The 25030-nt window shown below is 66.5% G+C and carries 27 protein-coding genes; 12 read left to right on the forward strand and 15 right to left on the reverse strand.

Annotated elements, in window-relative coordinates; translation table 11 throughout:
* The first annotated feature begins 6 nt into the window (after nucleotides 1–6).
* From ACLBW1_RS00210 to ACLBW1_RS00220, 3 genes are all read left to right on the forward strand, one after another.
* A complete protein-coding gene (locus tag ACLBW1_RS00210) occupies nucleotides 7–918 on the forward strand; it encodes a helix-turn-helix domain-containing protein (RefSeq protein ID WP_447809359.1) in 912 nt (303 codons plus the stop codon).
* Entirely contained in the window at nucleotides 908–1060 is a 153-nt protein-coding gene (locus ACLBW1_RS00215; protein WP_447809361.1) for a hypothetical protein, read from the forward strand. The genes ACLBW1_RS00210 and ACLBW1_RS00215 overlap by 11 nt, the downstream gene beginning before the upstream one ends.
* Before the next feature lie 77 nt (nucleotides 1061–1137).
* Nucleotides 1138–2046, forward strand: coding sequence for a helix-turn-helix transcriptional regulator (locus ACLBW1_RS00220; RefSeq protein WP_447809363.1), 909 nt, complete (start codon nucleotides 1138–1140; stop codon nucleotides 2044–2046).
* A gap of 50 nt (nucleotides 2047–2096) precedes the next feature.
* On the opposite strand, the gene ACLBW1_RS00225 is transcribed toward ACLBW1_RS00220, so the two are convergent.
* Entirely contained in the window at nucleotides 2097–2933 is an 837-nt protein-coding gene (locus ACLBW1_RS00225; protein ID WP_447809364.1) for an SDR family oxidoreductase, read from the reverse strand.
* Nucleotides 2934–3179: 246 nt separating this feature from the next.
* Between ACLBW1_RS00225 and ACLBW1_RS00230 the strand changes: the two genes are divergently transcribed.
* Complete coding sequence (locus ACLBW1_RS00230; protein WP_447809366.1) at nucleotides 3180–3719, forward strand: NAD(P)H-dependent oxidoreductase; 540 nt, start codon at nucleotides 3180–3182, stop codon at nucleotides 3717–3719.
* A 111-nt stretch (nucleotides 3720–3830) separates the two neighbouring features.
* Here the strand turns inward: ACLBW1_RS00230 and bioB are convergent, their stop codons facing one another.
* The 7 genes from bioB to ACLBW1_RS00265 are packed head-to-tail and all read right to left on the reverse strand — an operon-like array spanning nucleotide 3831 to nucleotide 12536.
* Nucleotides 3831–4826 (reverse strand): biotin synthase BioB, encoded by a 996-nt coding sequence (gene bioB, locus ACLBW1_RS00235; protein ID WP_447809368.1) that lies wholly within the window; start codon nucleotides 4824–4826, stop codon nucleotides 3831–3833.
* On the reverse strand, nucleotides 4823–6460 hold the full coding sequence (locus ACLBW1_RS00240; protein WP_447809370.1) for an AMP-binding protein: 1638 nt from the start codon (nucleotides 6458–6460) through the stop codon (nucleotides 4823–4825). The genes bioB and ACLBW1_RS00240 overlap by 4 nt, the downstream gene beginning before the upstream one ends.
* Nucleotides 6457–7290 carry an HpcH/HpaI aldolase/citrate lyase family protein gene (locus ACLBW1_RS00245; RefSeq protein ID WP_447809371.1) on the reverse strand — a complete coding sequence of 278 codons (834 nt, stop codon included), beginning with the start codon at nucleotides 7288–7290 and terminating at the stop codon, nucleotides 6457–6459. Before ACLBW1_RS00245 ends, ACLBW1_RS00240 begins: the two co-directional genes overlap by 4 nt.
* The gene (locus ACLBW1_RS00250; protein ID WP_447811088.1) at nucleotides 7287–7742 is read right to left on the reverse strand and encodes a MaoC family dehydratase; all 456 of its coding nucleotides are present in this window, start codon (nucleotides 7740–7742) and stop codon (nucleotides 7287–7289) included. Before ACLBW1_RS00250 ends, ACLBW1_RS00245 begins: the two co-directional genes overlap by 4 nt.
* 41 nt (nucleotides 7743–7783) lie before the next feature.
* Nucleotides 7784–8947, reverse strand: coding sequence for an acyl-CoA dehydrogenase family protein (locus ACLBW1_RS00255; protein ID WP_447809372.1), 1164 nt, complete (start codon nucleotides 8945–8947; stop codon nucleotides 7784–7786).
* A complete protein-coding gene (locus tag ACLBW1_RS00260; protein ID WP_447809373.1) occupies nucleotides 8944–10953 on the reverse strand; it encodes an ATP-binding protein in 2010 nt (669 codons plus the stop codon). The genes ACLBW1_RS00255 and ACLBW1_RS00260 overlap by 4 nt, the downstream gene beginning before the upstream one ends.
* Nucleotides 10954–10958: 5 nt before the next feature.
* On the reverse strand, nucleotides 10959–12536 hold the full coding sequence (locus ACLBW1_RS00265; protein ID WP_447809375.1) for a carboxyl transferase domain-containing protein: 1578 nt from the start codon (nucleotides 12534–12536) through the stop codon (nucleotides 10959–10961).
* A 122-nt stretch (nucleotides 12537–12658) separates the two neighbouring features.
* Here ACLBW1_RS00265 and ACLBW1_RS00270 point away from each other — a divergent pair, with 122 nt between their 5' ends.
* Nucleotides 12659–13288 (forward strand): SACE_7040 family transcriptional regulator, encoded by a 630-nt coding sequence (locus ACLBW1_RS00270; protein ID WP_447809376.1) that lies wholly within the window; start codon nucleotides 12659–12661, stop codon nucleotides 13286–13288.
* Nucleotides 13289–13295: 7 nt separating this feature from the next.
* Here ACLBW1_RS00270 and ACLBW1_RS00275 read toward each other — a convergent pair whose 3' ends face one another.
* Together ACLBW1_RS00275 and ACLBW1_RS00280 are read right to left on the reverse strand one after the other, a co-directional pair.
* Nucleotides 13296–13949 carry a 3-oxoacid CoA-transferase subunit B gene (locus ACLBW1_RS00275; RefSeq protein ID WP_447809377.1) on the reverse strand — a complete coding sequence of 218 codons (654 nt, stop codon included), beginning with the start codon at nucleotides 13947–13949 and terminating at the stop codon, nucleotides 13296–13298.
* Complete coding sequence (locus ACLBW1_RS00280) at nucleotides 13946–14707, reverse strand: CoA transferase subunit A (protein WP_447809378.1); 762 nt, start codon at nucleotides 14705–14707, stop codon at nucleotides 13946–13948. Before ACLBW1_RS00280 ends, ACLBW1_RS00275 begins: the two co-directional genes overlap by 4 nt.
* A 161-nt stretch (nucleotides 14708–14868) precedes the next feature.
* Between ACLBW1_RS00280 and ACLBW1_RS00285 the strand changes: the two genes are divergently transcribed.
* Nucleotides 14869–15660: an IclR family transcriptional regulator gene (locus ACLBW1_RS00285; protein ID WP_447809379.1), complete on the forward strand. Its 792-nt coding sequence runs from the start codon at nucleotides 14869–14871 to the stop codon at nucleotides 15658–15660.
* A 13-nt stretch (nucleotides 15661–15673) separates the two neighbouring features.
* Here the strand turns inward: ACLBW1_RS00285 and ACLBW1_RS00290 are convergent, their stop codons facing one another.
* From ACLBW1_RS00290 to ACLBW1_RS00305, 4 genes are all read right to left on the reverse strand, one after another.
* A complete protein-coding gene (locus tag ACLBW1_RS00290; protein ID WP_447809380.1) occupies nucleotides 15674–16549 on the reverse strand; it encodes an LLM class F420-dependent oxidoreductase in 876 nt (291 codons plus the stop codon).
* A complete protein-coding gene (locus tag ACLBW1_RS00295) occupies nucleotides 16546–17526 on the reverse strand; it encodes an aldo/keto reductase (RefSeq protein WP_447809381.1) in 981 nt (326 codons plus the stop codon). Before ACLBW1_RS00295 ends, ACLBW1_RS00290 begins: the two co-directional genes overlap by 4 nt.
* A gap of 32 nt (nucleotides 17527–17558) precedes the next feature.
* Entirely contained in the window at nucleotides 17559–18614 is a 1056-nt protein-coding gene (locus ACLBW1_RS00300) for an aldo/keto reductase (RefSeq protein WP_447809382.1), read from the reverse strand.
* 129 nt (nucleotides 18615–18743) lie between these two features.
* Nucleotides 18744–19874 carry a hypothetical protein gene (locus ACLBW1_RS00305; RefSeq protein WP_447809384.1) on the reverse strand — a complete coding sequence of 377 codons (1131 nt, stop codon included), beginning with the start codon at nucleotides 19872–19874 and terminating at the stop codon, nucleotides 18744–18746.
* A gap of 215 nt (nucleotides 19875–20089) precedes the next feature.
* Here ACLBW1_RS00305 and ACLBW1_RS00310 point away from each other — a divergent pair, with 215 nt between their 5' ends.
* The 5 genes from ACLBW1_RS00310 (at nucleotide 20090) to ACLBW1_RS00330 (ending at nucleotide 23720) form a co-directional block, all read left to right on the forward strand.
* Complete coding sequence (locus ACLBW1_RS00310) at nucleotides 20090–20953, forward strand: SDR family NAD(P)-dependent oxidoreductase (protein ID WP_447809386.1); 864 nt, start codon at nucleotides 20090–20092, stop codon at nucleotides 20951–20953.
* Nucleotides 20954–20957: 4 nt separating this feature from the next.
* Complete coding sequence (locus ACLBW1_RS00315) at nucleotides 20958–21962, forward strand: adenylate/guanylate cyclase domain-containing protein (protein ID WP_447809387.1); 1005 nt, start codon at nucleotides 20958–20960, stop codon at nucleotides 21960–21962.
* 104 nt (nucleotides 21963–22066) lie between these two features.
* Nucleotides 22067–22717, forward strand: a complete 651-nt coding sequence (locus tag ACLBW1_RS00320; protein ID WP_447809388.1) for a TetR/AcrR family transcriptional regulator — start codon at nucleotides 22067–22069, stop codon at nucleotides 22715–22717.
* 81 nt (nucleotides 22718–22798) lie between these two features.
* On the forward strand, nucleotides 22799–23215 hold the full coding sequence (locus ACLBW1_RS00325; RefSeq protein ID WP_447809389.1) for a hypothetical protein: 417 nt from the start codon (nucleotides 22799–22801) through the stop codon (nucleotides 23213–23215).
* A 13-nt stretch (nucleotides 23216–23228) separates the two neighbouring features.
* Nucleotides 23229–23720: an NUDIX domain-containing protein gene (locus ACLBW1_RS00330; protein WP_447809390.1), complete on the forward strand. Its 492-nt coding sequence runs from the start codon at nucleotides 23229–23231 to the stop codon at nucleotides 23718–23720.
* An 82-nt stretch (nucleotides 23721–23802) separates the two neighbouring features.
* Here the strand turns inward: ACLBW1_RS00330 and ACLBW1_RS00335 are convergent, their stop codons facing one another.
* On the reverse strand, nucleotides 23803–23967 hold the full coding sequence (locus tag ACLBW1_RS00335) for a hypothetical protein (protein ID WP_447809391.1): 165 nt from the start codon (nucleotides 23965–23967) through the stop codon (nucleotides 23803–23805).
* Between the two features lie 82 nt (nucleotides 23968–24049).
* Here ACLBW1_RS00335 and ACLBW1_RS00340 point away from each other — a divergent pair, with 82 nt between their 5' ends.
* A complete protein-coding gene (locus ACLBW1_RS00340; protein WP_447809392.1) occupies nucleotides 24050–25012 on the forward strand; it encodes a GlxA family transcriptional regulator in 963 nt (320 codons plus the stop codon).
* Nucleotides 25013–25030 lie beyond the last annotated feature (18 nt).

The following is a 25030-nucleotide window of genomic DNA, read 5'->3' on the forward strand; positions in this document are numbered from 1 at the left end:
CGGGACATGAGCAGTACAGGTGATGGTCTCCGGGAGTTCTTGACGTCTCGTCGGGCGCGACTGACCCCTGTCGAAGCCGGTCTCCCCGACTTCGGCGGGCGGCGTCGCGTCCCGGGGCTGCGTCGTGAAGAGGTTGCCATGCTCGCCGGGATGAGCACCGAGTACTACGTGCGACTCGAACGCGGGAACGCCACCGGCGTCTCCGAGTCGATCCTCGACGGGATCGGCAGAGCCCTGCACCTCGACGCCGCCGAATACGCACACCTGTGCGATCTGGTGCGTTCGGCGAACGAGGGCGCGAGCGCACGTCGCCGACGCCGGAACGCGCAGCGACCACAACAGATCCGGCCGGGCGTCCAGCAGATGATCGACGCGATGACCCACGTCCCGGTGGTCGTCCAGAACGGGAGACTCGAGGTCGTCGCCACCAATCAACTGGGCACCGCACTGTTCGCGCCCATGTTCGACGCGTCGCACCGCCCGGCGAACTTCGCTCGCTACGTGTTTCTCGACCCGGGCGCCGAACGCTTCTACCGCGACTGGCACGACTCGGCCGAGCAGCTCGTCACCGTACTGCGCGGCGAGGCCGGCCGAGCCCCCTATGACCGGGCACTCACCGACCTCATCGGCGAGTTGTCCACCCGCAGTGACGTGTTCCGCACACTATGGGCCGCGCATGACGTCCGCAACCACGAGACGGGTGTGAAACGAATTCATCACCCGGTCGTCGGGGACATAGAGCTCAACTACGAGGCGATGGAGGTGTTGTCCACTCCCGGAACGCAACTCGTCGCCTTCTCCGCAGCCCCCGCAACGACGTCGTCGGAGGCGCTCTCCCTCCTGGCCAGCTGGGCGACGCCGGCGATCCACACCGGCATCACTCCGGTCGAGACACCCGACGAGCACAGTGACGCCTGACGAGACCACATTCGTCGCGGCAACGATGAACGCGATGTGCGACTACTGCAGCACCTACATCGCGGTCGGTGACGCCGTGATGCTGCTCAGCGATCGACTCTATGTGTGCGCGGCGTGCGCCGGCTCGGGCGTCCGCATCTGACCAGCCCACCGCGACAGTCTCCATGGGGTCACCGCCAGTGACTCTCGCTGCACGTCGTACGCCCCTACAGTGGTGCCATGACCTCGAACGACCCACGCCCCCGGGATCAGGCACGCGTCGCCATCCGCGAATTCTTGAGCACGAGGCGCGCGAGGATCACCCCCGAGCAGGCGGGTCTGCCCACCCACGGGCAGGGTCGACGACGGGTGCCGGGGCTGCGGCGCGAGGAGGCGGCACTGCTCGTGGGCGTCTCGCCGCAGTACTACATCCGACTCGAACGCGGAGACGCGATCGGGGTGTCGGACAGTGTGATCGACGGATTGTCCGACGCCCTGCACCTCGACGCCGCGGAACGATCTCACCTTCTGGACCTTCTGCGTGCGGCCGGGGCCTCGCAACGCCAGATCCGTCGTCGGGTTCCGGCCGGCAGGCAGGTGCGACCCACCATCAACCGTCTCGTGGAGGCGATGCCCGGCGTGCCCGCTCTGGTGCTGAACGGCAGGCTCGATCTGATCGCGGCGAATTCGCTGGGCCACGCTCTGATGCGTCCGCTTCATCGGGACGACCGCGAACCCAACAATGCACGCAGCGTGTTCCTGGACCCGATGTCCACCACGTTCTTCCGCGAGTGGGACATGGTCGCCAACGACACCGTCGCCCTGCTGAGGGCCGAGGCAGGTCGCGTGCCGCACGACAAGGATCTGTCCGATCTCATCGGCGAGCTCAGCATGCGCAGTGACGATTTCAGAGTCCGGTGGGCGGCACACGATGTGCGATCCCACAACACCGGCATGAAGAAGATCCGGCATCCCGGTGTCGGTGACCTCGACCTGCCCTATGAGTCGCTGCCCATCGAGCCGGGCTCGACCACGAATCTCGTCACATACCTTCCCGAGCCCGACTCCCCCACTCATGACGCATTGATCCTGCTGTCCACGTGGGACCGGGAGTACCGCGCCTCACGCACCGAGGCAGAGAACCCCTGAGAGACTCTGCCCGGCGCCGACCGGCGCCGGGCGGCGCCGGGCGGAGATGCTCAGTCGTCGAATGACAGGCCGGCACCGAGTTCGCGTGAAGCGGCAGCCTGGTCCAACAGCTCGTGTGCCTTGATCTCTGCCGCCTCGATGGCGTCCGCTCCGGCGATGAACCGCTGCAGCGGATCGTCCTGTCCGGTGATCTCGAGAAGGGCACGGGCGAGCTTGGCGGGGTCGCCCGGCTGCTTCCCGTTCATGCCCTTCATGCCCTCGATCTGCGGTGCCGTCCGGGCGGCGTAGTCACTGAGCGACAGCTCGGGCCACATCGTCGATCCGTCGACGAGGAGCTCGGTGCGGAAGTAGCCGGGTTCCACGATCGTCGTCCGGATCCCGAACGGCTCCACGTCGAAGCGCAGCGACTCCATCCACCCTTCCTCGGCGAACTTCGACGCAGCGTAGGCGGAGGTGAACTCCATCCCGACCAGGCCCGCGGTCGAGGTGATGGTGATGATGTGTCCGGCTCGCTGCTCGCGCAGCACGGGAAGAACCGCGCGGGTGACGTTCATCGGCCCGAAGACATTCGTCTCGAACTGCTGACGCATCTGGTCCGACGAGATCTCTTCGAAGAATCCGGTGAACAGATTGCCCGCGTTGTTGATCAACACGTCGATGCGACCGAATCGCTCGACGGCGGCCGCCGTGGCGGCCTTCGCATCGTCGATGTTCGTGACGTCGAGCTTGGCGGCGAGCAGGTTGTGCTGCGGACCACCCAGCTTCTCCTCCACCTCCTCGGGTCGACGCCCGGTCGCGACGACCTGGTGACCGGCTGCGAGTGCTTCGCGGGCGATGTCGGTGCCCAACCCGCGTCCGGCGCCGGTGACGAGAATGACCTTGCTCATGAGTTCCCTCCAAGGGGTAGTCGAGGTGAGAGATGTTGGGGCGGTGAGCGAACCCGCATCCCAGCAGCTACGACAGCGAGCGTATCGCCGGAACTCGACGCCAGAGAGATACCAGCGTTACCCCCATAACCCGTGCCTGCCATGCGTCGGGATCGGCCTGTTCCATCAAGGAGGTCGGTCGCCATCAGGTCACGACGGATCGCACATCACAGGGGCCATCCCCACCATTCGAAAAGGATTCACATCATGTCCAAGGTTCTCCTCCTCGTCGGCCACCCGGACCTCTCGGCGTCAAAGGCCAACGCCGCGTTGGTGAACGCGGTGAAGGATCTCCCTCACGTCACCGTTCACGACCTCTACGCCACCTACCCGGACCTCGAGATCGACGTCCCCGCCGAGCATGCGCTGTTGGCCGAGCATGACGTGATCGTCTTCCAGCACCCGGTGTACTGGTACAGCGTGCCGCCGCTGTTCAAGAAGTGGCAGGACGAAGTTCTGACGATCCCCTTCGCGTTCACTGTCGACGGTTCGGAATCGCAGCTGCACGGCAAGAAGGGGATCGTCGCCGTCACGACCGGCGTCCCCGCCGAGCACTACACCCTCGAGGGTGTCAACGGAGTGACCATCGAGACCCTGCTGAGCCCGTGGAAGTCGACTCTCAAGCTGTGCCAGTTCGACGTGCAGCCGATCTTCAAGGTGCACGGGGTCGTCTTCGGCGGCACCGATCAGGATCTCGCCAACTCGGCCAAGGAGTACCGCGAGCTGCTCGAGTCCTACGCCGACTGACGGTGAGGTGCCGCGCGGGTGGTGGACGTCGATCGGGGGACGTCCACCATCCGCTCCGTGCTCGATGTCCAGCCATGGGGGATTCGGCCCCCGGTGCTCATCGCGCCGCCGTCAGATGCTGTCGTTGAGCGCCTTGATCGGCATCTGCAGATCGACGAGCAGGTCGAGGTCGGCCTCGGCCGGCCGGCCCAGTGTGGTCAGGTAGTTGCCCACGATGACCGCGTTGATGCCCCCGAGGATGCCCTGCTTGGCGCCGAGGTCACCGAGGGTGATCTCACGACCACCCGCGAACCGCAGGATGGTGCGCGGCAACGCCAGACGGAACGCCGCCACCGCACGCAGTGCATCGGATGCCGGCAGCACGTCGAGGTCACCGAACGGGGTGCCCGGACGCGGGTTGAGGAAGTTGAGCGGGACCTCGTCGGGCTCGAGCGCCGCGAGATCGGCGGCGAACTCCGCGCGCTGCTCCAGCGACTCCCCCATGCCGAGGATGCCGCCGCAGCACACCTCCATACCGGCTTCGCGCACCATGCGCAGGGTGCCCTCGCGCTCCTCCCACGTGTGGGTGGTGACGACGTTCGGGAAATGCGAGCGCGCGGTCTCGAGGTTGTGGTTGTAGCGGTGCACACCCATCGCGGCGAGCTCGTCGACCTGCTCCTGGGTCAGCATGCCCAGGCTGCACGCGATCTGGATGTCGACCTCGTCGCGGATGGCCTCGATACCCGCGGCGACCTGGCTCATCAGACGCTTGTCGGGGCCGCGGACAGCGGCGACGATGCAGAACTCCGTCGCGCCGGTCTTCGCGGTCTGCTTGGCCGCCTCGACCAGAGACGGGATGTCGATCCACGCGCTGCGCACCGGAGAGGTGAACAGACCCGACTGCGAACAGAAGTGGCAGTCCTCGGGGCAGCCGCCGGTCTTGAGCGAGATGATGCCCTCGACCTCGACCTCGGGACCGCACCACTTCATGCGCACGTCGTGGGCGAGCTGCAGCAACTCCGTCAGCCGGTCGTCGCCGAGCCGGAGCACCTCGAGCACCTGGTCCTGACGCAGCGCCTCCCCGCCCTCGAGGACCTGCGCACGCGCCACCTCGAGGATGTCGATCACGCAGACCCCAGCAGGTTCGTGATCGCCGCGTCACGCAGTTCGACCTTCCGAACCTTCCCGGTCACCGTCATCGGGAACTCCTCCACCACCTGCACATAACGCGGGATCTTGTAGCGGGCCAGCTGGCCAGAACAGAAGTCGCGCAGTGTGTCCGCGGTGATCGCCTCGGCCCCCGGGCGCACACGGAGACACGCGACGAGTTCCTCGCCGTATCTGTCGTCGGGCACACCGACGACTTGCGCGTCGATGATGTCGGGGTGCGTGTACAGGAATTCTTCGATCTCGCGTGGGTAGATGTTCTCTCCACCGCGGATGACCATGTCCTTGATCCGGCCGGTGATCGCCACGTAACCGTCGGAGTCCATGGTGCCGATGTCTCCTGTGTGCATCCACGATTCGTCGTCTATCGCCGCGGCGGTCATCTCATCGTTGCGCCAGTACCCCAGCATCACCGAGTACCCGCGGGTGCAGAGTTCGCCGGGAACTCCACGGTCGACCGGTGTCTGCGTTCCCGGGTCCGCGATCATCACCTCCAGGTGCGGTCCCACCCGGCCGACGGTCGCGACACGTTTCTCGATCGGATCGTCCGACCTGGTCTGCAAGGACACCGGGGACGTCTCGGTCATGCCGTAACAGATGGCCACCTCGGTCATCCCCATGCGGTCGATCACCTGGTTCATGATCTCGATCGGACACGGCGATCCGGCCATCACTCCTGTTCGGAGCGAGCCGAGCTGAAAGGTCGTGAACTCCGGGTGATCGAGCTCGGCGATGAACATCGTGGGTACGCCGTAGAGCGAGGTGCATTCTTCGGACTGCACCGCAGTCAACGTGTCGACGACGTCGAACGCCGGACCGGGGATCACCATGGTGGCACCGTGGGTGGTGCATGCGAGGTTGCCGATCACCATCCCGAAGCAGTGGTAGAAGGGCACCGGGATGCAGACGCGGTCGGCCTCTGTGTAACCCAAAAGCTCACCGATGAAGAACCCGTTGTTCAGGATGTTGCTGTGACTCAGGGTCGCACCCTTGGGTGATCCCGTCGTCCCCGACGTGTACTGGATGTTGATCGGGTCCTCGGCGCGGGTGTCGGCCTGTGCGGCGACGAGCACTTCTCGCCCGATGTCTTCGCCACGTTCGAGGAACGCCGACCAGCTGTCGGTGCCGATGAAGACCGAACGTTCGAGCGTCGGACACTCCCCGGCGACGTCGTCGATCATCGCGGCGTAGTCCGACGACTTGAAAGACGGAACGGCGATCACGACTCGCGACTCCGACTGCTGCAGCAGATATCGCAGCTCGTGAACACGGTACGCCGGGTTCACGTTGACCAGGATCGCGCCGATCTTCGCCGTCGCGTACTGGATGAATGTCCATTCGGCGCAGTTCGGTGCCCAGATCGCGACCCGGTCGCCTTTGACCACCGAGCACGCGATCAAGGCCGCCGCCACGCGGTCGACGTCGGCCTGCAACTCGCGGTAGGTCCATCGACGCCCGGTCTTCGCCTCCACCAGTGCGTCGCTCTCCGGGTGGGCGGCCACCGTCTCGTCGAAGTTCACCCCGATCGTGGTCGTGAGAAGTGGCGTGTCGGTGGGGCCTTGCGCGTAGCTCGACTGCATGGATGAGTCGCTCATCTCTGGTGTCCTTCCCGGTTGGTGCTGCCTGCGCGGACGAGGATGCGTCGCGCGTGTGCGATCACCGGGGCGTCGACCATCCTGCCGTCGTAGGTGAACACCCCGCGGTTCGTCTCGACCCCGGCGAGAACGCCCTTTGCCCAATGGATGTCGGCATCCGCGGGGGTGTAGGCGCCACGGATCACCGGCACCTGACCGGGGTGGATCGCGACTTTGGCGTCGAAACCCACCGCGACCGCGTCGTCGCACTCGACCCGGAGTCCGTCGAGGTCGGCGATGTCGAGGAACACCGAATCGAGCGCGAAGAGCCCGCGCGCCTTCGCGGCGAGAAGCGCTTGTGACCTCACGTGTTGGGCGACGCCCCGGTAGGTTCCGTCGTCGAACCGACTGGCGTTGCCTCCGAGCGCGGCGAGGAGATCCTCGGCGCCCCACATCACGCCGACGCAGTTCGGAGCAGCCACCGATGCGACGATGTTCACCGCGCCGAGCGGCGATTCGACGAGAGCCACGACCCGGTGTGGTGACAGCGCCTCGATCTGCGCGGCCGATTCACACTTGGGGAGCATCACGAGGTCGTAATCGGTCTGCTCGAGTGCCTCCAGATCGGCCGCGAGATCCGCGGTGCCGTGAGCGTTGACACGCACCACCGTTCGCGTCGGATCGAGTGGGGTCGACAGCACGGCGTCGCGAGCCGCCCTCTTGTCGGATGCGGACACCGCGTCCTCGAGGTCGAGGATGACCACGTCGGCTCGTTCGGCGGCCTTGGCGTATCGGTCGGGACGATCGGCGGGACAGAACAACCAACCCGGTCCGGGCATCGTCCACGTCATGCCACGCCACCGCCGTCGGTTTCCTCTGCGGGACGCAGCTGGATGAGGGTCTTGCGGACCGCCACCGCCACCACATCACCGTGCTGGTTGCGGCCCGTGTGCGTGAAGGTCACGACGCCCTCGCCCGGCCGGCTCCTCGATTCCCGTTTCTCGGTGATCAGCGTTTCCGCGTAGAGGGTGTCTCCGTGGAACATGGGTTTGGGGAACGACACCTCGGAGAACCCCAGGTTGGCGACGATGGTCCCCTGCGTCAGCTGTGCAACGGACAGTCCGACGAGCGTGGACACCGTGAACATCGAGTTGACCAGGCGTACACCGAAGGACGTGGTCTCGCTGTATGCGGCGTCGAGGTGCAGGGCCTGGGTGTTCATCGTCTGGGTGGTGAACAGTGTGTTGTCGGCCTCCGTGATCGTCCGACCCGGTCGGTGTTCATAGATCGCGCCGACTTCCATCTCCTCGAACCACAGGCCGCGCTGCCGGATCCGGGCGGCGGTCACAGTCCGAGACTCCTCGCGATGAGCATCAGCTGGACCTCGGTGGTGCCCTCACCGATCTCGAGGATCTTGCTGTCCCGGTAGTGGCGTGCGACGAGGTACTCGTTCATGTATCCGTAGCCGCCGTGGATCTGGGTGGCGTCGCGGGCGTTGTCCATCGCCGCTTCCGACCCCACCATCTTCGCGATGGACGCCGCCTTCTTGAAGGGCTTGCCCGCCAACATCATCGCGGCCGCGTCGTAGTAGGCGGTGCGCGCCGTGTGCGCCCGTGCCTCCATCCGCGCGATCTTGAAGGCGATGGCCTGGTTGCTCCCGATCGTCGACCCGAAGGCCTCACGCTCGTTCGCGTATCTCACACTCTCGTCGACACATCCCTGGGCGACGCCGACCGCGACCGCAGCGATGGCGATACGTCCCTCGTCGAGGATGTTCAGGAAGTTCGCGTAGCCGCGACCCTCCTGACCCAGCAGATTCTGCTCCGGAACGCGGACATCGGTGAAGCTCAGCGGGTGGGTGTCCGATGCGTTCCACCCGACCTTGTTGTACGCGGGTCCCACCTCGAACCCGGGTGTGTCGGTGGGGACGAGGATCGACGAGATCTGCTTGCGGCCGGAGTCGTCGACGCCGGTGACCGCGGTGACGGTCACCAGTTCACTGATGTCGGTGCCCGAGTTGGTGATGAACTGCTTGCTGCCGTTGATGATCCAGTCGCCACCGTCGCGTCGTGCGGTGGTCTTGCTCCCGCCGGCATCGCTGCCCGCTCCGGGTTCGGTCAGACCGAATCCGGCCAGGGTCTTGCCGCTCGTCAGCTTGGGGAGCCATTCCTGCTTCTGTGCATCGTCGCCGAAGCGGTACACCGGCATGGCACCGAGGGAGACCGCGGCCTCGAGGGTCATCGCGACGCTCTGATCGACTTTGCCGAGTTCTTCGAGGGCGAGGCACAGCGCGAAGTAGTCGCCGCCCATCCCGCCGAATTCCTCCGGGAAGGGCAGCCCGAACAAGCCCATGTCGCCCATGCCCGAGACAACCTCATAGGGGAACGAGTGCTCTTCGTCGTGCTTGGCCGAGACCGGCGCGACGACGGACTGGGCGAAGTCGGCGACCGACTTGGCCAGCTGCTGGTACTCGTCGGGGAGATTGGCAGTCGACAGGTAGTCGGTCATGATCGTTCCTCTTCTTCGTCGGGAGCAATGGTTGCGAGTACCTGATCCACGCGGACCTGGTCTCCTACGGCGACGCCGATGTCGACGACACCGTCGACAGGGGCGGACAGGGTGTGTTCCATCTTCATGGCCTCGACGACCACCACCGGCGCTCCCGCGCTGACGGTTTCGCCTCCGGTGGCGAGGATCGCGATGATCGAGCCGGGCATCGGACTGAGTATCTCGGAGGCGCCGGCCAGCGCGTCGTCACCGCGCACGCTGGGCTCCGCCGCGGTCCGAATCGCCCAGGTTCCCACCGCATTCGAGATCCAGGTCTCGTCGCCGGCCCGGGCGACACGCATGAGATCCCGGCGACCGTCGATGACCACGGCGATCGAGTCGTCGGTGGCGTCGACACCGAGCGAACGCGCGGGTTGCTCGTCGACGAACACCGTTGCCGATTCCGGGGTGCCGGCAAGCGAGACGTGCGAGACCCTCTCCCCGGCAACGAGACGCACGGTGTGCGCGACGTCGGCGCCCACGCGCCATCCAGACGGCATCGACCAGATGTCGTCACCGGCGGATCTCCACACCTCGATCCACGAGACAGCGGCTGCGGCGATCAGCGCTTCATCGGTGACCGATGCGGCCACGAAGTCGTCGAGTCGTCGGTCGAGCAACCCGGTGTCCAGTCGACCTGCCCGAACGTCGTTGTCGGCGAGCAGGAACCGGGCGAACTCGATGTTGGTGACCACGCCCAGCACGGCGGTCTGCGACAGCGCGCGGTCGAGTGCGCGCAACGCGGTGGGCCGGTCGGGGCCGTAGGCGATGACCTTGGAGAGCATCGGGTCGTAGTCGCTGCCGACCTCGGTGCCCACCCTGAGACCGGAGTCGATGCGGACGCCGTCACCGACGGGCTCACGAAGCCCGATCACCGTGCCGCCTGTGGGCAGGAAACCGCGACCGGGATCCTCGGCATAGACCCGCGTCTCGATCGCGTGGCCGGTGAGCGTCACGTCGTCCTGGGCAATGGTCAGCACCTCGCCTGCGGCCACCCGGACCTGCCACTCGACGAGATCCAGTCCGGTCACCATCTCGGTGACCGGGTGTTCGACCTGCAGGCGGGTGTTCATCTCCATGAAGAAGAAGTCGTCAGGCCGATCGGCGGAGACGATGAACTCGACCGTCCCGGCGCCGGTGTAGTCGACGCTGCGGGCGGTGTTGCAGGCCGCTTCGCCGATTCGGGCACGTGTCGCCTCGTCCAGGAGGGGTGACGGCGCCTCCTCGATGACCTTCTGATGCCGGCGCTGCAGGCTGCATTCGCGTTCACCGAGGTGGATGACGTTGCCATGCTGGTCGGCTAGAATCTGGACCTCGATGTGCCGCGGCCGCAACACGAATCGTTCCAGGAACAGGGTGTCGTCGCCGAACGACGATGCCGCCTCGCGGCGTGCGCTCGCCAGCGCTGCGGGGAGGTCGGACGGATCCTCCACGAGCCGCATGCCCTTGCCGCCGCCGCCGGCGGACGGTTTGACCAGAACCGGGTACCCGACCTCTTCCGCCCCCGCGACGAGATCGTCATCGGTGAGCCCGGGGCGAGAGATGCCGGGGACCACGGGTACCCCGAACTTCGACACCGCGTCCTTGGCGGTGATCTTGTCGCCCATCACCTCGATCGCATGGGCGGGCGGACCGAGGAACGCGATCCCGGCCGCGGCACATGCCGACGCGAATTCGGCGTTCTCCGAGAGGAACCCGTAGCCGGGGTGGATCGCCTGTGCACCGGTGCGCTGTGCGGCGTCGATCACCTTCGGAATGGACAGGTAGCTCTCGCGCGCACTGGCCGGCCCGATCCGGACGGCGACGTCTGCCTCGGCGACGTGTCGGGCCCCGGCGTCGGCGTCACTGAAGATCGCGACCGAGGTGATCCCCATCCGCCGGAGTGTCCTCGCCACACGGACGGCGATCTCGCCGCGGTTGGCGATCAGTACTGTGTCGATCTGCTGGGCTGTCGTGTCGTCGGTCATTGGGCTCACATCCTGAAGACGCCGTAGGAGACTGCCTCGAGCGGCGCGTTTGCACACGCCGACAGGGACAGTCCGAGAACGGTTCTGGTGTCGGCCGGGTCGATGATCCCGTCGTCCCACAGCCGCGCGGTCGAATAGTAGGGGTTGCCCTGGGTCTCGTACTGCTCGCGAATCGGGGCCTTGAACGACTCCTGATCCGCCTCCGACCAGGGTTTGCCCGCGTCATCGAGCTGGTCACCGCGGACCGTCGCGAGCACCGACGCGGCCTGCTCGCCACCCATCACCGAGATCCGGGCGTTGGGCCACATGAACAGGAACCGTGGCGAGTAGGCACGCCCGCACATGGAATAGTTGCCCGCCCCGTAGGAGCCACCGATGACGACGGTCAGCTTGGGAACTCGGGCGCACGCGACCGCGGTGACCATCTTCGCGCCGTGTTTCGCGATGCCGCCGGCCTCGTAGTCGCGTCCGACCATGAAGCCGGACAGGTTCTGCAGGAAGACCAGCGGGATGCTGCGCTTGTCGCACAGTTCGATGAAGTGGGCACCCTTCATGGCCGATTCGGCGAAGAGCACACCGTTGTTGGCGATGATCCCGACCGGGTGTCCGTGGATGTGCGCGAATCCGGTGACCAGCGTCTTGCCGTACTCGGCTTTGAACTCGTCGAATTCGCCGGCGTCGACCACCCGGGTGATCACCTCGCGGACGTCGTAGGGGATGCGCGGGTCGGTGGGTACGACGTCGTAGATCTCGGCCTGATCGGCGATGGGGTCCCGGGTCGGGACCACGTCCCATGGGCGCGCCGGCCGGGGTCCGAGGGTGGACACGATCGAGCGCACGCGGCGCAGCGCGTCGCGGTCGTCGTCGGCGAGGTGGTCGGTCACGCCGGAGACCTTGGAGTGCAGGTCACCCCCACCGAGCTCTTCGGCGGTGACGACTTCCCCGGTGGCGGCCTTCACCAGCGGAGGCCCGCCCAGGAAGATGGTGCCCTGGTTCTTCACGATGATGGCCTCATCGCTCATCGCCGGCACGTATGCACCGCCCGCCGTGCACGACCCCATGACCGATGCGATCTGCGCGATTCCCCTGGCACTCATCGTCGCCTGGTTGAAGAAGATGCGACCGAAGTGTTCGCGGTCGGGGAACACCTCGTCCTGGCGTGGCAGGAACGCCCCGCCGGAGTCGACCAGGTAGATGCACGGCAGCTGGTTCTGGAGTGCGATCTCCTGAGCGCGCAGGTGCTTCTTCACCGTCATCGGGTAGTAGGTGCCGCCTTTGACCGTCGCGTCGTTGGCGATGATCACGCACTCCCGACCAGAAACCCGGCCGATCCCGGCGATGACACCGGCACCCGGGCATTCGTCGTCGTAGAGGCCGTTGGCGGCCAGCGGGGCGATCTCGAGGAACGGGCCACCCGGGTCGAGCAGCTCGTTCACCCGATCGCGTGGCAGGAGTTTTCCGCGCGCGACATGACGCTCACGCGACCTCTCGCTTCCGCCGCGCGCTGCCACCGCGATGCGCTCGGCGAGCTGATCGACCAGGACTCGGTGGTCGGCTCGGTGGGTGGTTGTGCCGGTCGCCATGTGTGTCGCACCTCGCGTCGGTTCTACGTTCACACCCGATTCGGTTAATATCGAGTAACTGAGATTTAGAGTAAATGACGATTAACTGAGTTGTCCAGACTTTCCCGAAAGAAGGCGAACCAATGGCGATGTGGAGCGTCGACAACCCGGCACGACCTGCGACTTCGCGGGACAGACAGAAGGCGCGACGCCGCCAGGAACTGTTGTCCGCCGCGGCCGAGCTCTTCGCCGAACGCGGTTTTGCGGCGGTGCGGCTCGATGACCTCGGCGCGGCGGTCGGCATCAGCGGACCGGCCCTGTACCGCCACTTCCCCAACAAGGACGCCGTGCTCGTCGAGCTGCTGGTGGGGATATCGAGTCACCTGCTGGCCGGCGGACGCGACGTGGTTCGAGAGCGGACACGCGGTGGCTCCGCCGTGGGTGAACTGGTGGACTTCCACCTCGACTTCGCCGTCGAATCGCCTGCTCTGATCCGCATTCAGGATCGCGACCTGGCGAGCCTGCCCGACAGCGCACGCCGTGACGTGCGGCGGATGCAGCGCGAATACGTCGAGGTGTGGGTGACGACCCTGTGCGAGGAGAACCGTGACCTGACCGAGGGTGACGCACGAACCATGGCGCACGCGGTGTTCGGTCTGATGAACTCCACACCGCACAGCACGAGCCGTACAGCCGGTTCGCGATCACGACACGTGCTGCGGGACATGGCCCTTCGCGCATTGGGGGTCGACCCCGTTCGTACCTCCCGGTGATCCGATGTCATCCCCCGATGAGATCGGTGCCGGTGTTCGCGGCAAGGTGGTCGTGAGTGACCCCGGGGGCGAGCTCGATCACCTCGAGGCCGCCCTCGACGACGTCGATCACCGCGAGATCGGTGATGATGCGGTTCACCACGCCCTGCCCGGTCAGCGGTAGGGAACAGGTGTCGACGATCTTGGGATTGCCGACGCGGTCGGTGTGCTCCATCAGCACGATGACCTGACGGGCACCGTGCACGAGGTCCATCGCGCCGCCCATCCCCTTCACCATCTTCCCGGGCACCATCCAGTTGGCCAGATCGCCTGTGCGCGACACCTGCATGCCACCGAGGACAGCGGTGTCGATGTGTCCACCGCGGATCATCCCGAAGCTCAACGACGAATCGAAATACGACGCACCAAGATTGACCGTCACGGTCTCCTTGCCGGCGTTGATGAGATCGGCATCGAGCGCGTCCTTGGTGGGGTAGGGACCGGTCCCGAGGATCCCGTTCTCCGAATGCAGGGTCACGTTCACGCCCGGGGACAGGAACCCGGGGATCAGCGTCGGTAGTCCGATACCGAGATTGACGTACTCGCCGTCGACCAGCTCCTGCGCCGCTCGTGCAGCCATCTGTTCGCGGGTCCACCCTGTGGTGTCGATCGGTGTCGTCATCGCTTCGCTCCTGTCGTGATGGTGCGCTTCTCGATCCGCTTGTCCTGGGGTCCCGTGTGCACCACGCGCTGGACGAAGACACCCGGGAGGTGCACAGCCGCAGGATCGATCTCTCCCGGCTGGACGAGTCGTTCGACCTGAGCGATGGTGACTCGACCGGCCATGGCGACCAACGGGTTGAAGTTCATGGCCGTCTTGTCGAAGACGAGGTTGCCCTCGGTGTCACCGATCGCTGCGTGCACCAATGCGAAGTCGGTGGTGATCGCCTCCTCCATGACATACCGCTGCCGACCGAAGACTCGTGTCTCCTTGGGCGGTGAGGCGATGGCGATCCCGCCGTCTGTGTCGTATCGCCACGGCATGCCGCCGTCGGCGATCGGACTGCCGACGCCCGCCGGGGTGAAGAACGCCGGAATCCCGGTTCCACCTGCCCGTAGACGTTCGGCGAGCGTTCCCTGCGGGGTCAGCTCGACCTCGAGCTCACCGGCGAGGTACTGCCGCGCGAATTCTTTGTTCTCGCCGACGTACGACGCTGTGACACGGCGAATCCTCCCCGCCGACAGCAGGATGCCCAGGCCGTGGTCGTCGAGACCGCAATTGTTGGAGTACACCTCCAGACCGTCGACGCCGCTGTCGGCGATCGCGCCGATCAGTGCGTCCGGAATCCCGCACACCCCGAAGCCGCCCACCGCCAGGGTCGCGCCGACCGGGATGTCCTTCACCGCGTCGGCCGCGCTCTCCCACAGTTTGTCGGGCATCGGTTCCTCCTTCTCGTCCATTGGACGGACATCGACCAGTTCGGCCAGAACAGCCGCATTCGTTCCTGCAGGCAAGGTCTCGCGAGTCACCAACAGCGGACTGGTCGAAGAGTGGCGGCAAACGCCGATCAACGTTCACTGAGCGGACGTACACTGCGGCAGTGTCCGCATCCGAATCCGCGTCCGGCGTCGTCGAACGCGCCGTCGCCGTACTGCGCGCGGTGGGTGCCGCCGAGCCTGCCGGAACGACGACGACCGACGTCGCCAGGGCGTGCGACCTGGCCAGGCCCACCGTGCACCGGTTGCTGACATCGCTGGCCTCGGAAGGACTGGTGGACCGCGACGCCGCGACCGGCCGGTGGTCACTGGGACCCGAGATCTACCTCCTCGGATCGGTGGCCGCGAACCGCTACGACATCACCGAACATTCGTCGGCCATCCTGCACCGACTCGCCCGCGAGACCGGCGAGAGCGCCTACCTGTCGGTTCGCAGGGGCGACCACACCGTTTGTGTCGCCGAGGAGGAGGGCAGTTTCCCCTTGCGTTCGCACGTGCTCCACGAGGGGCTGCGACTGCCACTGGGGGTCGCCTCGGCCGGCCTGGCGATCCTTGCGCACCTGCCCGATCGAGATGTCGATGACTACCTCGCACGGGTGGATCTGGCACCCGGATGGGGCGAGTCGCACAGCGAACCCGCGATCCGAGAACGCGTCGCAGCAACGCGGACTGCGGGATACGCGACGAACCCGGCCCTTCTCGTCGAGGGCAGTTGGGGGCTGGGGGCAGCTGTCTTCGACACCGACGGCCGCCCGGCGTGGGCACTGAGCCTCACCGGGGTCGAGACCCGGTTCCGACGCGACCGCCGCCACCGCCTCGGGGTGATGCTCCTCGAACATGCACACGAGTTGTCGTCGCGTCTTCGTCGGAACGGCCGTGACCGATCGATCCCGTGAACGGTCGCTCAGGTCACGACAACCCCAGTCGGGTCGCGACAGCAGCGATGTGGTCCACATGACCGCCGACGGAATCGAGTCCGAGACCCATGGTCACCAGGGAGACATGCGTTCCACCCGCGGCACGCCAGGCCTCGATCTCGGCGACCTGGGCATCGACATCACTCGTGGCAGGTGCCACATAATCTGCTCCGAAGTCGACGCCATCTCTGCCGTGGGCGACCAACCGTTGCCGAAGATCCTCGGCAACCTCGGCCGCCCGATGTGCGCCGCCACCGAAGTGGATGAACCCGTCGGCGACCCGCGCCGCGCGGTCGTGGGCCTTGTCTCCCGCCCCGCCCAGCCAGATCGGGATCGGTTCAGCAGGTTTCGGAAGCAACGTGGCCCTGTCCACCCGGTCGAAGCGGCCGGCGTAATCCACGACCGGTTCGGTGAACAGCTTTCGTAGCAGGTCGATCTGTTCCTCCTCCCGGGCGCCGCGAGTCCGGAAGTCCTGCCCGAGCGCCTCGAACTCGACGTGGTTCCATCCGACCCCGACGCCGAGACGTAGACGCCCGCCGGAGAGCAGTGATACGTCGGCCGCCTGCCGGGCGACAAGAGCGGTCTGCCGTTGGGGGAGCACCATGACGCCGGTCGCGAAGCCGATGCGTTCGGTGATCCCGGCCAGGTACCCGAACAACACGAGAGGATCGTGAAAGGGGTCGCGCTCGCTGTAGGTGCCGACCAGCTCTCGAGATCTCCCGTCACGGACCGCGCCGAGCACGTGGTCGTACGCCAGGAGATGATCGAAGCCGAGATCCTCGACGGCGCGGGCGAACACCCCGACCGCTGCGGGGTCGCCCCGTAGTTCGGTCTGGGGGTAGACGATCCCGATCTGTAGATCGCTCACGTGTCGATCGAGGCCATGTTCGCCTCGTTGTGTCGAGCACCGGCGGCCGGCGTCAGATCGTCGAGACGCGCGAGTTGGTCTGCCGTCAGGGTGACTCCGTCGGCGGCGGTGTTCTCTTCGACACGCGAGACGCGGCGGGTCCCCGGGATCGGGGCGATGTCGTCGCCCTGGGCGAGGAGCCACGCGAGGGCCGTCTGCGCCGGGGTCGCTCCGACCTCGTCGCCGATGGCTTTCACCTCGTCGACGATCCGGAGGTTGCGTTCGAAGTTCTCACCGACGAACCGTGGGTTGTCCTTGCGCCAGTCGTCGTCGGAGAAGTCGTCGACCGTGCGGATCTGTCCGGTCAGGAGTCCGTGTCCCAGTGGCGAATACGGGACGAAGCCGGCGCCGATCTCACGGAGCAACGGGAGGAGTTCGTCCTCGGGGTCGCGGGTCCACAGCGAGTACTCGGTCTGCAGGGCGGTGAGCGGGTGCACCGCGTGGGCGCGGCGGATCGTGTCGGGACCGGCCTCCGACAGTCCGTAGTGGGCGACTTTGCCCTCGCGGATCAGCTCGGCCACGGCGCCGACGGTGTCCTCGATGGGCGTGTTCGGATCGACGCGGTGCTGGTACCAGAGGTCGATGTGGTCGATTCCCAGTCGCCGCAACGATCCCTCGACCGCGGTGCGGATGTTGTCGGGGCTCGAGTCGATGTTCCCGGGCCCGCCACCCGCGTGGGAGACGAGCCCGAACTTGGTGGCCACCACGACCGAGTCGCGGCGGTCACGGATGGCGCGTCCGACGACCTCCTCACTGTGGAAAGGTCCGTAGATCTCCGCGGTGTCGATGTGTGTGACACCGAGATCGATGGCGCGGTGGATGGTTCGGATCGATTCGGCGTCGTCGAGACCGCCGCCGGTGGTGTACGTGCCGGCCATGGTCATGGCGCCGAGCCCGATCCGGGAGACCTGTAGTTGTCCGAGGTTGGCCTGTTTCATGATGTGTCCTGTCTGTGGCGGGTCGAGATGGGTCAGAAGAGTTCGGTGATGGCCTGGTCGCTGGAGTCGACGTAGCGGTCGCGCTGCTTCGTCCCGAACGGGCCGTAGGGGTAGTCGTCGGGGGTGGGCGCACTGACCTCGTCCAGGAGCGCGGTGTCCTGGTCGGACAGGATCAGATCGGCGGCGACGAGATTGTCGTCGAGTTGGTCGAGTGTCTTGGCGCCGATGATCGGGGCCGTCACCCCGGGTCGATTCGTGACCCAGCTGTAGGCGACCTGGCCTGGACTGACCTCGAGAGAACGAGCGATGTCGCGGACGGCGTCGAGGGTGGCCCAGTTCTGTTCCTTGGCCCCGAACGCGCCGAAGATGTGGTCGTTCATCGGGTTTCCCGCTCCCGCGCGAGTGTCACTCCCCGCCTGCCGATCGCGTTCGTACTTGCCGCTGAGGAACCCGGCGGCCAGAGGCGACCAGGGGAGGAGGCCGATGTCGTTGTGAGCGGCCGCGGGAACCATCTCGAACTCGATCTCTCGGCACACGAGGCTGTACTGCTGTTGCAGGGTGACCGGCACGTGCAGGTTCAACGCCTTCGCGGTGGAGACGGCGAGTTGCAGCTGCCAGCCGGTGAAGTTGGACAGACCGATGTGATGGATTTTCCCTGCACGCACCGCGTCGTCGAGAAAGCGCAGCGTGACCTCGATCGGTGTCAGGGGGTCCCAGGCGTGCAGTTGGTAGAGATCGACGTTGTCGCGGCCCAGACGGCGCAACGATGCGCTCAGAGCGGCGTCGAGATGCCGCCGCGACGAGCCGTTCTCGTTTGCGTCCGAGCCGGTTCCGAACCGGGCCTTGGTGGCCAGGACGACACGGTCGGTCACGTCGGCGGGACGGTTGGCGAACCATCGACCCAGCAACTCCTCCGAGGCACCGGCTCCGTACACGTCGGCCGTGTCGACGAAGTTCCCCCCGCTCTCCACGAATCGGTCGAGGATCGCGAAGGCCTCGGTCTCGTCGGTCTCCGTGCCGAAGCCCATGGAGCCGAGAGCGATGGTCGATACGGTGATGCCCGTTCCCGGCAGGGTGCGGTATCTCATGGTCGGACTCCTTGCTGGCGTTGCGTGTCGGCGTGTCGACGTTCTCAGTCAACCCGCCGGGCGCATCGTCAACCAGGCCCTGCTGATGGGGTCACCAGTGGTGACCCCATCAGCCCGTCGGCAACAGGGTCACCGCCCCCGGCGCGGCGCCACGATCTTTCCGTAGTCGAGTCCGCCGTGCGAGTACGTCGGCACGACCGGCCACTGCCGTTTCCAGGGCGCGCATTCCGAGGACGGGATGATCTGCAACCACCGCGGATCCCGCGGTGACGGCGACGCCATGGTCTTCTCCTTCACCATCGAGTCGTACTGGTCGAGCGAGTCCTCCATCGTGTTGGCGTTGAGCACCACTTCGCGGTTGTAGAACGCCGCCTGCTGCCGCACGCCGGGGATCTTCGACAACTCGGGTTGCCAACTGTCTGCGGCCATCCCGTTCTCCGACGAGACCCAGACGCCGTCGGGGGTGTTGACGACGAGCGAGTGATTGCCGTCGGTGTGGCCGGGCGTCCACAGCAGGCTCACCCCGACACCGAGCTCGACATCGCCGTCGAACACGCGCACACGATCCATCGGCACACCGTCCATCCCGCCGTCGACGTACCACGACCACTGCAGCGGGTGCGGCGCCTCGAAGGTGCCCAGTTCCTTGCGGTGGACGAGCAGCTCGGCGTTGGGGAACAACGGTTCCCGCGGTGCGGACTCGCCGGGGATGACCGAGGTGCTGCCCAAGATCATCCGCACATCCTGGACGTGCAGGTGATCGAAGCTGAGGAAATCGACGTCGTCGTTGCTCAGCCCACACTGCGGCAGCACGCTCTGCGGATCGTTGTAGTACTTCGTGAAGACCCTGTGGGACAGGAACTTGCCCGCCATCGACTCGAGTTTGGCGTAGAACGGCGCCTCCGCGGAGCCCGCCGCGACCGTGGGCTCCCACACCAGGGTCTTGAGTTCGCCGTCGAAGCCCTCGAACTGGATGACGAACATCCGGTTGATGATCGAGATCATCGGGTTCGGGCCGACGGAGTACCCCTGGAAGGCGAATCGCTGCGGGTAGGGAGCCGCGGCGATGTCGAAGCTCTTGATGGCGCGCACCTGCCCCTGGGTGATGAAGCGTTCGCGGTACGCGCTCGCCGCATCGCGGACCGCCTCGAGTCGCTTCCCGCGCGGCCAGATGTCGTGCACACCTGCGAACTCGGGGATCGGCCGGATCACCCGGTCGTCGATCGGTGCCGCGTGGGTCGGTGCCTCGAAGGTGGTCATGCCGCCTGCTCCTCGTCGTCGGGGTCGTCCGGCAGAGAATACCGCATCTGACACGGACGCGTTCCTGATTGCGTCGGACAGCAAGCCGGTGCGGAGCCGAGCTGAGTCCCCGGCGTCCCGCCCGTCGAGGGAGGTACTGGCTGTATCCCCAGAGACAGGGACTCCCTCCCACCCATCGCATCGCTGTTCACTTGCGTCAGAAACGGACACGGGACGTGCCCGCCGACGAACGAGGAGAAGATCGATGCCTGACTCACGAGTGGTTGTCATCACGGGCGGTTCGAGCGGTATCGGCAAGGCCGCCGCGACCGCTCTGGCGGAGGGCGGAGGGCGGAGACACGGTGGTCGTGACCGGTCGTGACCGGGACCGAACGCATGCCGTGGCGAGGGACATCGGCGGAGTCGGGGTCGTCGCCGATTTCGAACAGCTCGACAGCGTGCGCGCGCTCGCCGATTCCCTGCTGCACGACTTCTCCCGTATCGATGTCCTCGTGAACAACGCCGGCGGCATGTACAACACGCGGGCGCTCACCACCGACGGATTCGAACGCACGATGCAGACCAACTACCTGGCGCCTGTGTTGCTGACCCGACTTCTGCTGCCACGACTGCACCTGAGCTCGGGGCGCGTCCTCTCGACATCGAGCACCGCGAACAAACAGGGAAAGATCGACCTCGAGGACTTCGATTTCGCGAACCCGAGGTGGAACTCCGGGCTCGGCGCCTACGGGGCGTCCAAGCTCGGCGTCAACCTGTTCACCGCGGAACTCGCCCGGCGGTCGAGCGTTCCGGCGTTCGCCGTCCATCCCGGCCTGGTGCGGACAGGCCTGGCCCCGGACTGGTGGGTGCTCAAGACGCTGAAGGCGATCACGTTCGGTAGGTACGGGGTTGCACCAGCAGAGGGCGCCGCGCCCCTTGTCGAACTGGCACGCGACCACAGTGTTCCCGCTCCGAGTGGCACGTATTTCGACCGGCGGAAGGCCGATGGGAAACAGGGCCGGCAGGCAGCCGATGCCGCATTCGCGGCCGCTCTGTGGGTCCACACCTCGGGTCTGCTCGGGCTGCCCGCTGACGTCTGAGCGGGTGGACGGCGAGCGCGGCGAACACGCTGTCGACCGGTTCACCCAGCTGGAAGACGCGCTGCTCGGCGGCCCGCGAATGTTCACCAGGGCCGAGGTGGCGAGAGAACTCGACCTCGACATCGAGGAGGCAGACAAGGTCTGGCGCGCCTTCGGCCTGGCGCGAGATCCACGCGATCAGGCGATCTTCACCGAAGACGACCTGGGCGCAATGGGATTGATGACAGTGGCTTTTCGACGCCTGCCCGAGGGCCCAGCCCTCGCCTCGGCGCGAGCGACCGCGCACCAGATGGCGCGACTCGCCGACTGGCAGGCACGACGTCTCGATGCGCTCGGTCGGGGCGATGCCACCGATGCCACCGTCGCTGAGACTGCTCTGGCGATCAGCCGACTCCAGGACATCGTCTGGCGTCGCCATCTGGCCCTCGCACTCGATGGGCTCGAGATCGGTCGCGTGGCCGATGCGGGTGGCGGCCGGGATGGGCAGGAACTCGCAGTGGGTTTCTGCGAGATCGTGGACTACACGGGGTTGTCGCGGAGTCTCGGCATCGACGAGCTCGCGGTGCTGCTCGAGACCTTCGAAGGACACGTCAGCCGGATCGTCACCGCACGCGGTGGGCGGGTCGTCAAGACCCTGGGCGACGCCGTCATGTTCACCGTCACCGAGTCCGTACGCGGCGTCGAGCTCGGTGGCGCGCTTCATGGTTTGAGTCGCCGTGACCGCATGCCGCAGGTCCGCGTCGGCATGGCGCACGGCCGCGTCCTCGCACGACTCGGAGATGTGTTCGGGGAGCCGGTCAACATCGCAGCACGGCTCACGAGCAGTGCGAGGCCCGGCACGACGCTGTACGACGCAGCCCTCGTCCGGTCCGTCGACGGCGAACCCGTCCGATTCCGATCCATCGGTCTGCGGAACGTCCGGGGCTACGGCCGACTGGTGGCACATGTTGTCACGGGCGACCGCGACCCCGGTCAGAACAACCGGGTTCGAGGCGACCGTCCGCCATGAAAAATGTTGCTGCACAGTCCACTAACCACGTGTGCTCTTTCCCGAGGAATGCCGGCGAACGGCACACGTGATCGATTCGCCGCACGCGACTAGTGTGTGTGACGATGAGGCCGGGTGCGACGAGTGAGCAGACGACGGGCCGTCGCTATGGCGGCCAGGATCCGGCGGCCCGGCAGGCGGCGCGGCGCGAGCAGTTGCTCGACGCCGGGCTCGAGTGCTTCGGCACCGACGGGTACCAGCGCACCTCGGTGAAGCAGGTCTGCGAACGCGCCGGACTCACCCAGCGCTACTTCTACGAGTCCTTCGACGACCGCGAGGGGCTGCTCCTCGCGGTGTACGACTCCGTGGTCGAGCTCGTACGCGGCCGGACCGAGGCATCGATCGCCGACGGCAGCACCACCATCGCCGACCTCGCCCGCCTGGCGCTCGGCGAGTTCGTCGACTGCCTCACCGAGGACGCCCGCCGCGCGCGGATCATGCTGCTCGAGGTCGTCGGCGTCAGCCCGGTGCTCGAGGCGCGTCGCTACCGGGTCATCCACGATTTCGCCGACGTCATCGTCCGCGCGGGCGCCGCTCACGCCGGTCTCGAGGAACTGACCCACGAGTTCCATCTCGTCGCGGTCGGCCTGGTGGGGGCGGTCAACCAGCTGCTCGTCGACTGGGTGCTGGGCAACGAGTCGACCGACCCCGATCACATCCTGGCGGTGTGCGTCCGGCTGTTCGCAGCCGCGTTCGACGACTTCGTGCCGGACTGAGCCGCGACCGTCCGCGACTGGAGGGGATCCAAACCTGTGACTGTTGACTGTCTCGCGTGCAGTCTCATCGAGGACCCGTCCATGCTGCCGGGCGGTCGAATCGCCGCGACCGAGAACTGGGTGGTCGAACACTGCGTCGGCCCGCTGGGGCTCGGAACGCTCATCGTGAAACCACTGCGCCACGTCATCGCGGTCGCGGACCTCAACGACCCCGAGACCGAAGAACTGGGCCCTCTACTCAGACGGTGTTCGCGCATCGCCTCAGAACTCGTGTCGGCCGAACAGGTCTACAACACGCTGTGGTCTCACGCCGGCGCCGTGCCAGGTCATGTGCACTACGTGATCCAGCCTGTGACCCGTGGGCAAGTTCAGTCCACCGGGGTCTATGGGCCGGCCCTGCAAATGTCCATGTTCACCGAGAACGCCCAACCGGACGATGCGTCCATCACCGACATCTGCGATACGGCCCGACGCCTGTGGGCAGGGCATCGCGGCTAGCAATGGTGGACTGATGACACAGAGCGGCCAATTCTACGAATCGCTTGCCAAGCGTCGGCTCGGCGCCGGCGCGCTGATCACGAACACCATCGGTGACGCCCTGTTGGTGAAGCCGACGTACAAGCCGGGCTGGGAGATCCCGGGTGGCGCGGTCGAGGCGGGCGAAAGCGCTCCAGCTGCGTGCAAGAGGGAGCTTCAAGAGGAACTCGGCCTCACAGTCGTGGAGTTGGGTCGGCTGCTGGTCATCGACCACCAGCAGGATCCACCACCGCGCGGCGACTCGATCATGTTGGTGTACGACCTGGGCGTCATCGAGGATCCGTCCAGTCTGCGGCTCAGGACATCCGAGCTGTCGGACTACGCGTTTGTCGGGGCCGAGGAGTTGGCTGACTTCGCGCTGCATCGCCTGGCACGACGTGTCCGCGCCGCGCTGGCAGCGAGGGCTGAGAACTCGATGGCGGAGCTGATCGACGGCGAACGTCGTGCATACGAGCCGGACGAGTAGGTCTGTTCAGACCAGTCGCGAACAACCCCGCGACGCCCCGTCCGTAGGCGATACACGGCAATGGCTCACGGCGCTGCTCGAATCACTGTCGATGTTCGGTCAGAACGAGCAGTTCGGCGTGGATACGCGCTGCGTCGGGTCCGCTGGAGAACGGCACACGGTCGAGGTGTGCGGTGTCGCGCTGATTGCGATAGATCGCGATGAAGGCGACGAGGAGAACCGGTACGAGGATCACTGCGAGAGTCATGTCAGAAAGTGTGTTCTCGCACAGATCGTGCCACCAGCGGCAGAATGGCCGATGTTCACAAACTTTCTGCCACACTGTCGTCATGCTGAGATCAGTCGCCGTGATCGTGCAGGAGCCGGTCGCGTTGTTCGAGTACGGGGTGGTGCACGAGGTCTTCGGACTCGACCGCACCGATGACGGCGTGCCCCCGTTCGAACTGCTCATCTGCTCCCCCACGCCGAACGTCCCGCTCGCGAGTGGCAGCGGGGGGTCGATCATCGCTCCCCTGCCATTGACCGCCGCGCTCGACGCCGATCTCGTCGCGATCCCCGGCGGCCCCAGCGACGGCGAACCGCTGCCCGAGGTGATCGACGTGCTGCGCGCCGTCGTAGCGCGCGGCGGGCGACTGCTGTCGGTGTGCACGGGCGCGTTCACGATCGCGGCCACCGGCCTGCTCGACGGCAAGCGATGCACCACGCACTGGCGCCACGGCGAGAAGCTGGCGGCACGGTATCCGGGTGTCGACGTCGACACCGACGTCTTGTTCGTCGACGAGTTCCCGATCGTCACCAGCGCGGGAACCGCGGCCGGGATCGACGCCTGTCTGCACATCGTCCGGCAGGAACACGGCCCCGTGGTGGCCAACGCCATCGCCCGACGCATGGTGGTGCCGCCGCACCGCGACGGCGGTCAGCGACAGTTCGTGTCCGCACCCGTCCCGGACTGCTCGGAGGACGGGTTCGGGGCGGTACTGGCGTGGATGCTCGAGAACCTGGCCGACGACATCTCGGTGCCCGCTCTCGCGGCGCGTTCACACATGTCCGCGCGGACGTTCGCCCGGCGGTTCGTCGACGAGGTCGGCACCACTCCCCACCGCTGGCTGACCGAGCAACGGGTACTGCACGCGCAGAACATGCTGGAGGCGACCGACGTCGGTATCGAGGAGGTCGCCCAGCGCGCCGGTTTCGGATCGGCGACGCTGCTACGACACCACTTCTCGGCCGTCGTCGGCGTGTCGCCGTCGGCCTATCGGCGCCGCTTCGGCTGCGTGGTCACGGCCGAGTGATGTTCTCGCCCGCACGAT

Source organism: Williamsia sp. M5A3_1d, assembly GCF_053345315.1.

Bases quoted from the DNA above. Each gene is read 5' to 3' on its own strand.
- ACLBW1_RS00275 (WP_447809377.1), bottom strand. From the start codon at position 13,949: ATGACGACACCGATCGACACCACAGGGTGGACCCGCGAACAGATGGCT.
- ACLBW1_RS00325 (WP_447809389.1), top strand. From the start codon at position 22,799: ATGCTGCCGGGCGGTCGAATCGCCGCGACCGAGAACTGGGTGGTCGAA.
- ACLBW1_RS00295 (WP_447809381.1), bottom strand. From the start codon at position 17,526: ATGAAACAGGCCAACCTCGGACAACTACAGGTCTCCCGGATCGGGCTC.
- ACLBW1_RS00260 (WP_447809373.1), bottom strand. From the start codon at position 10,953: ATGACCGACGACACGACAGCCCAGCAGATCGACACAGTACTGATCGCC.
- ACLBW1_RS00265 (WP_447809375.1), bottom strand. From the start codon at position 12,536: ATGGCGACCGGCACAACCACCCACCGAGCCGACCACCGAGTCCTGGTC.
- ACLBW1_RS00225 (WP_447809364.1), bottom strand. From the start codon at position 2,933: ATGAGCAAGGTCATTCTCGTCACCGGCGCCGGACGCGGGTTGGGCACC.
- ACLBW1_RS00210 (WP_447809359.1), top strand. From the start codon at position 7: ATGAGCAGTACAGGTGATGGTCTCCGGGAGTTCTTGACGTCTCGTCGG.
- ACLBW1_RS00240 (WP_447809370.1), bottom strand. From the start codon at position 6,460: ATGAGCGACTCATCCATGCAGTCGAGCTACGCGCAAGGCCCCACCGAC.
- ACLBW1_RS00270 (WP_447809376.1), top strand. From the start codon at position 12,659: ATGGCGATGTGGAGCGTCGACAACCCGGCACGACCTGCGACTTCGCGG.
- ACLBW1_RS00280 (WP_447809378.1), bottom strand. From the start codon at position 14,707: ATGCCCGACAAACTGTGGGAGAGCGCGGCCGACGCGGTGAAGGACATC.
- ACLBW1_RS00230 (WP_447809366.1), top strand. From the start codon at position 3,180: ATGTCCAAGGTTCTCCTCCTCGTCGGCCACCCGGACCTCTCGGCGTCA.
- ACLBW1_RS00255 (WP_447809372.1), bottom strand. From the start codon at position 8,947: ATGACCGACTACCTGTCGACTGCCAATCTCCCCGACGAGTACCAGCAG.
- ACLBW1_RS00335 (WP_447809391.1), bottom strand. From the start codon at position 23,967: ATGACTCTCGCAGTGATCCTCGTACCGGTTCTCCTCGTCGCCTTCATC.
- ACLBW1_RS00320 (WP_447809388.1), top strand. From the start codon at position 22,067: ATGAGGCCGGGTGCGACGAGTGAGCAGACGACGGGCCGTCGCTATGGC.
- ACLBW1_RS00305 (WP_447809384.1), bottom strand. From the start codon at position 19,874: ATGACCACCTTCGAGGCACCGACCCACGCGGCACCGATCGACGACCGG.
- ACLBW1_RS00340 (WP_447809392.1), top strand. From the start codon at position 24,050: ATGCTGAGATCAGTCGCCGTGATCGTGCAGGAGCCGGTCGCGTTGTTC.
- ACLBW1_RS00245 (WP_447809371.1), bottom strand. From the start codon at position 7,290: ATGACGTGGACGATGCCCGGACCGGGTTGGTTGTTCTGTCCCGCCGAT.
- ACLBW1_RS00250 (WP_447811088.1), bottom strand. From the start codon at position 7,742: ATGGAAGTCGGCGCGATCTATGAACACCGACCGGGTCGGACGATCACG.
- ACLBW1_RS00300 (WP_447809382.1), bottom strand. From the start codon at position 18,614: ATGAGATACCGCACCCTGCCGGGAACGGGCATCACCGTATCGACCATC.
- ACLBW1_RS00330 (WP_447809390.1), top strand. From the start codon at position 23,229: ATGACACAGAGCGGCCAATTCTACGAATCGCTTGCCAAGCGTCGGCTC.
- ACLBW1_RS00220 (WP_447809363.1), top strand. From the start codon at position 1,138: ATGACCTCGAACGACCCACGCCCCCGGGATCAGGCACGCGTCGCCATC.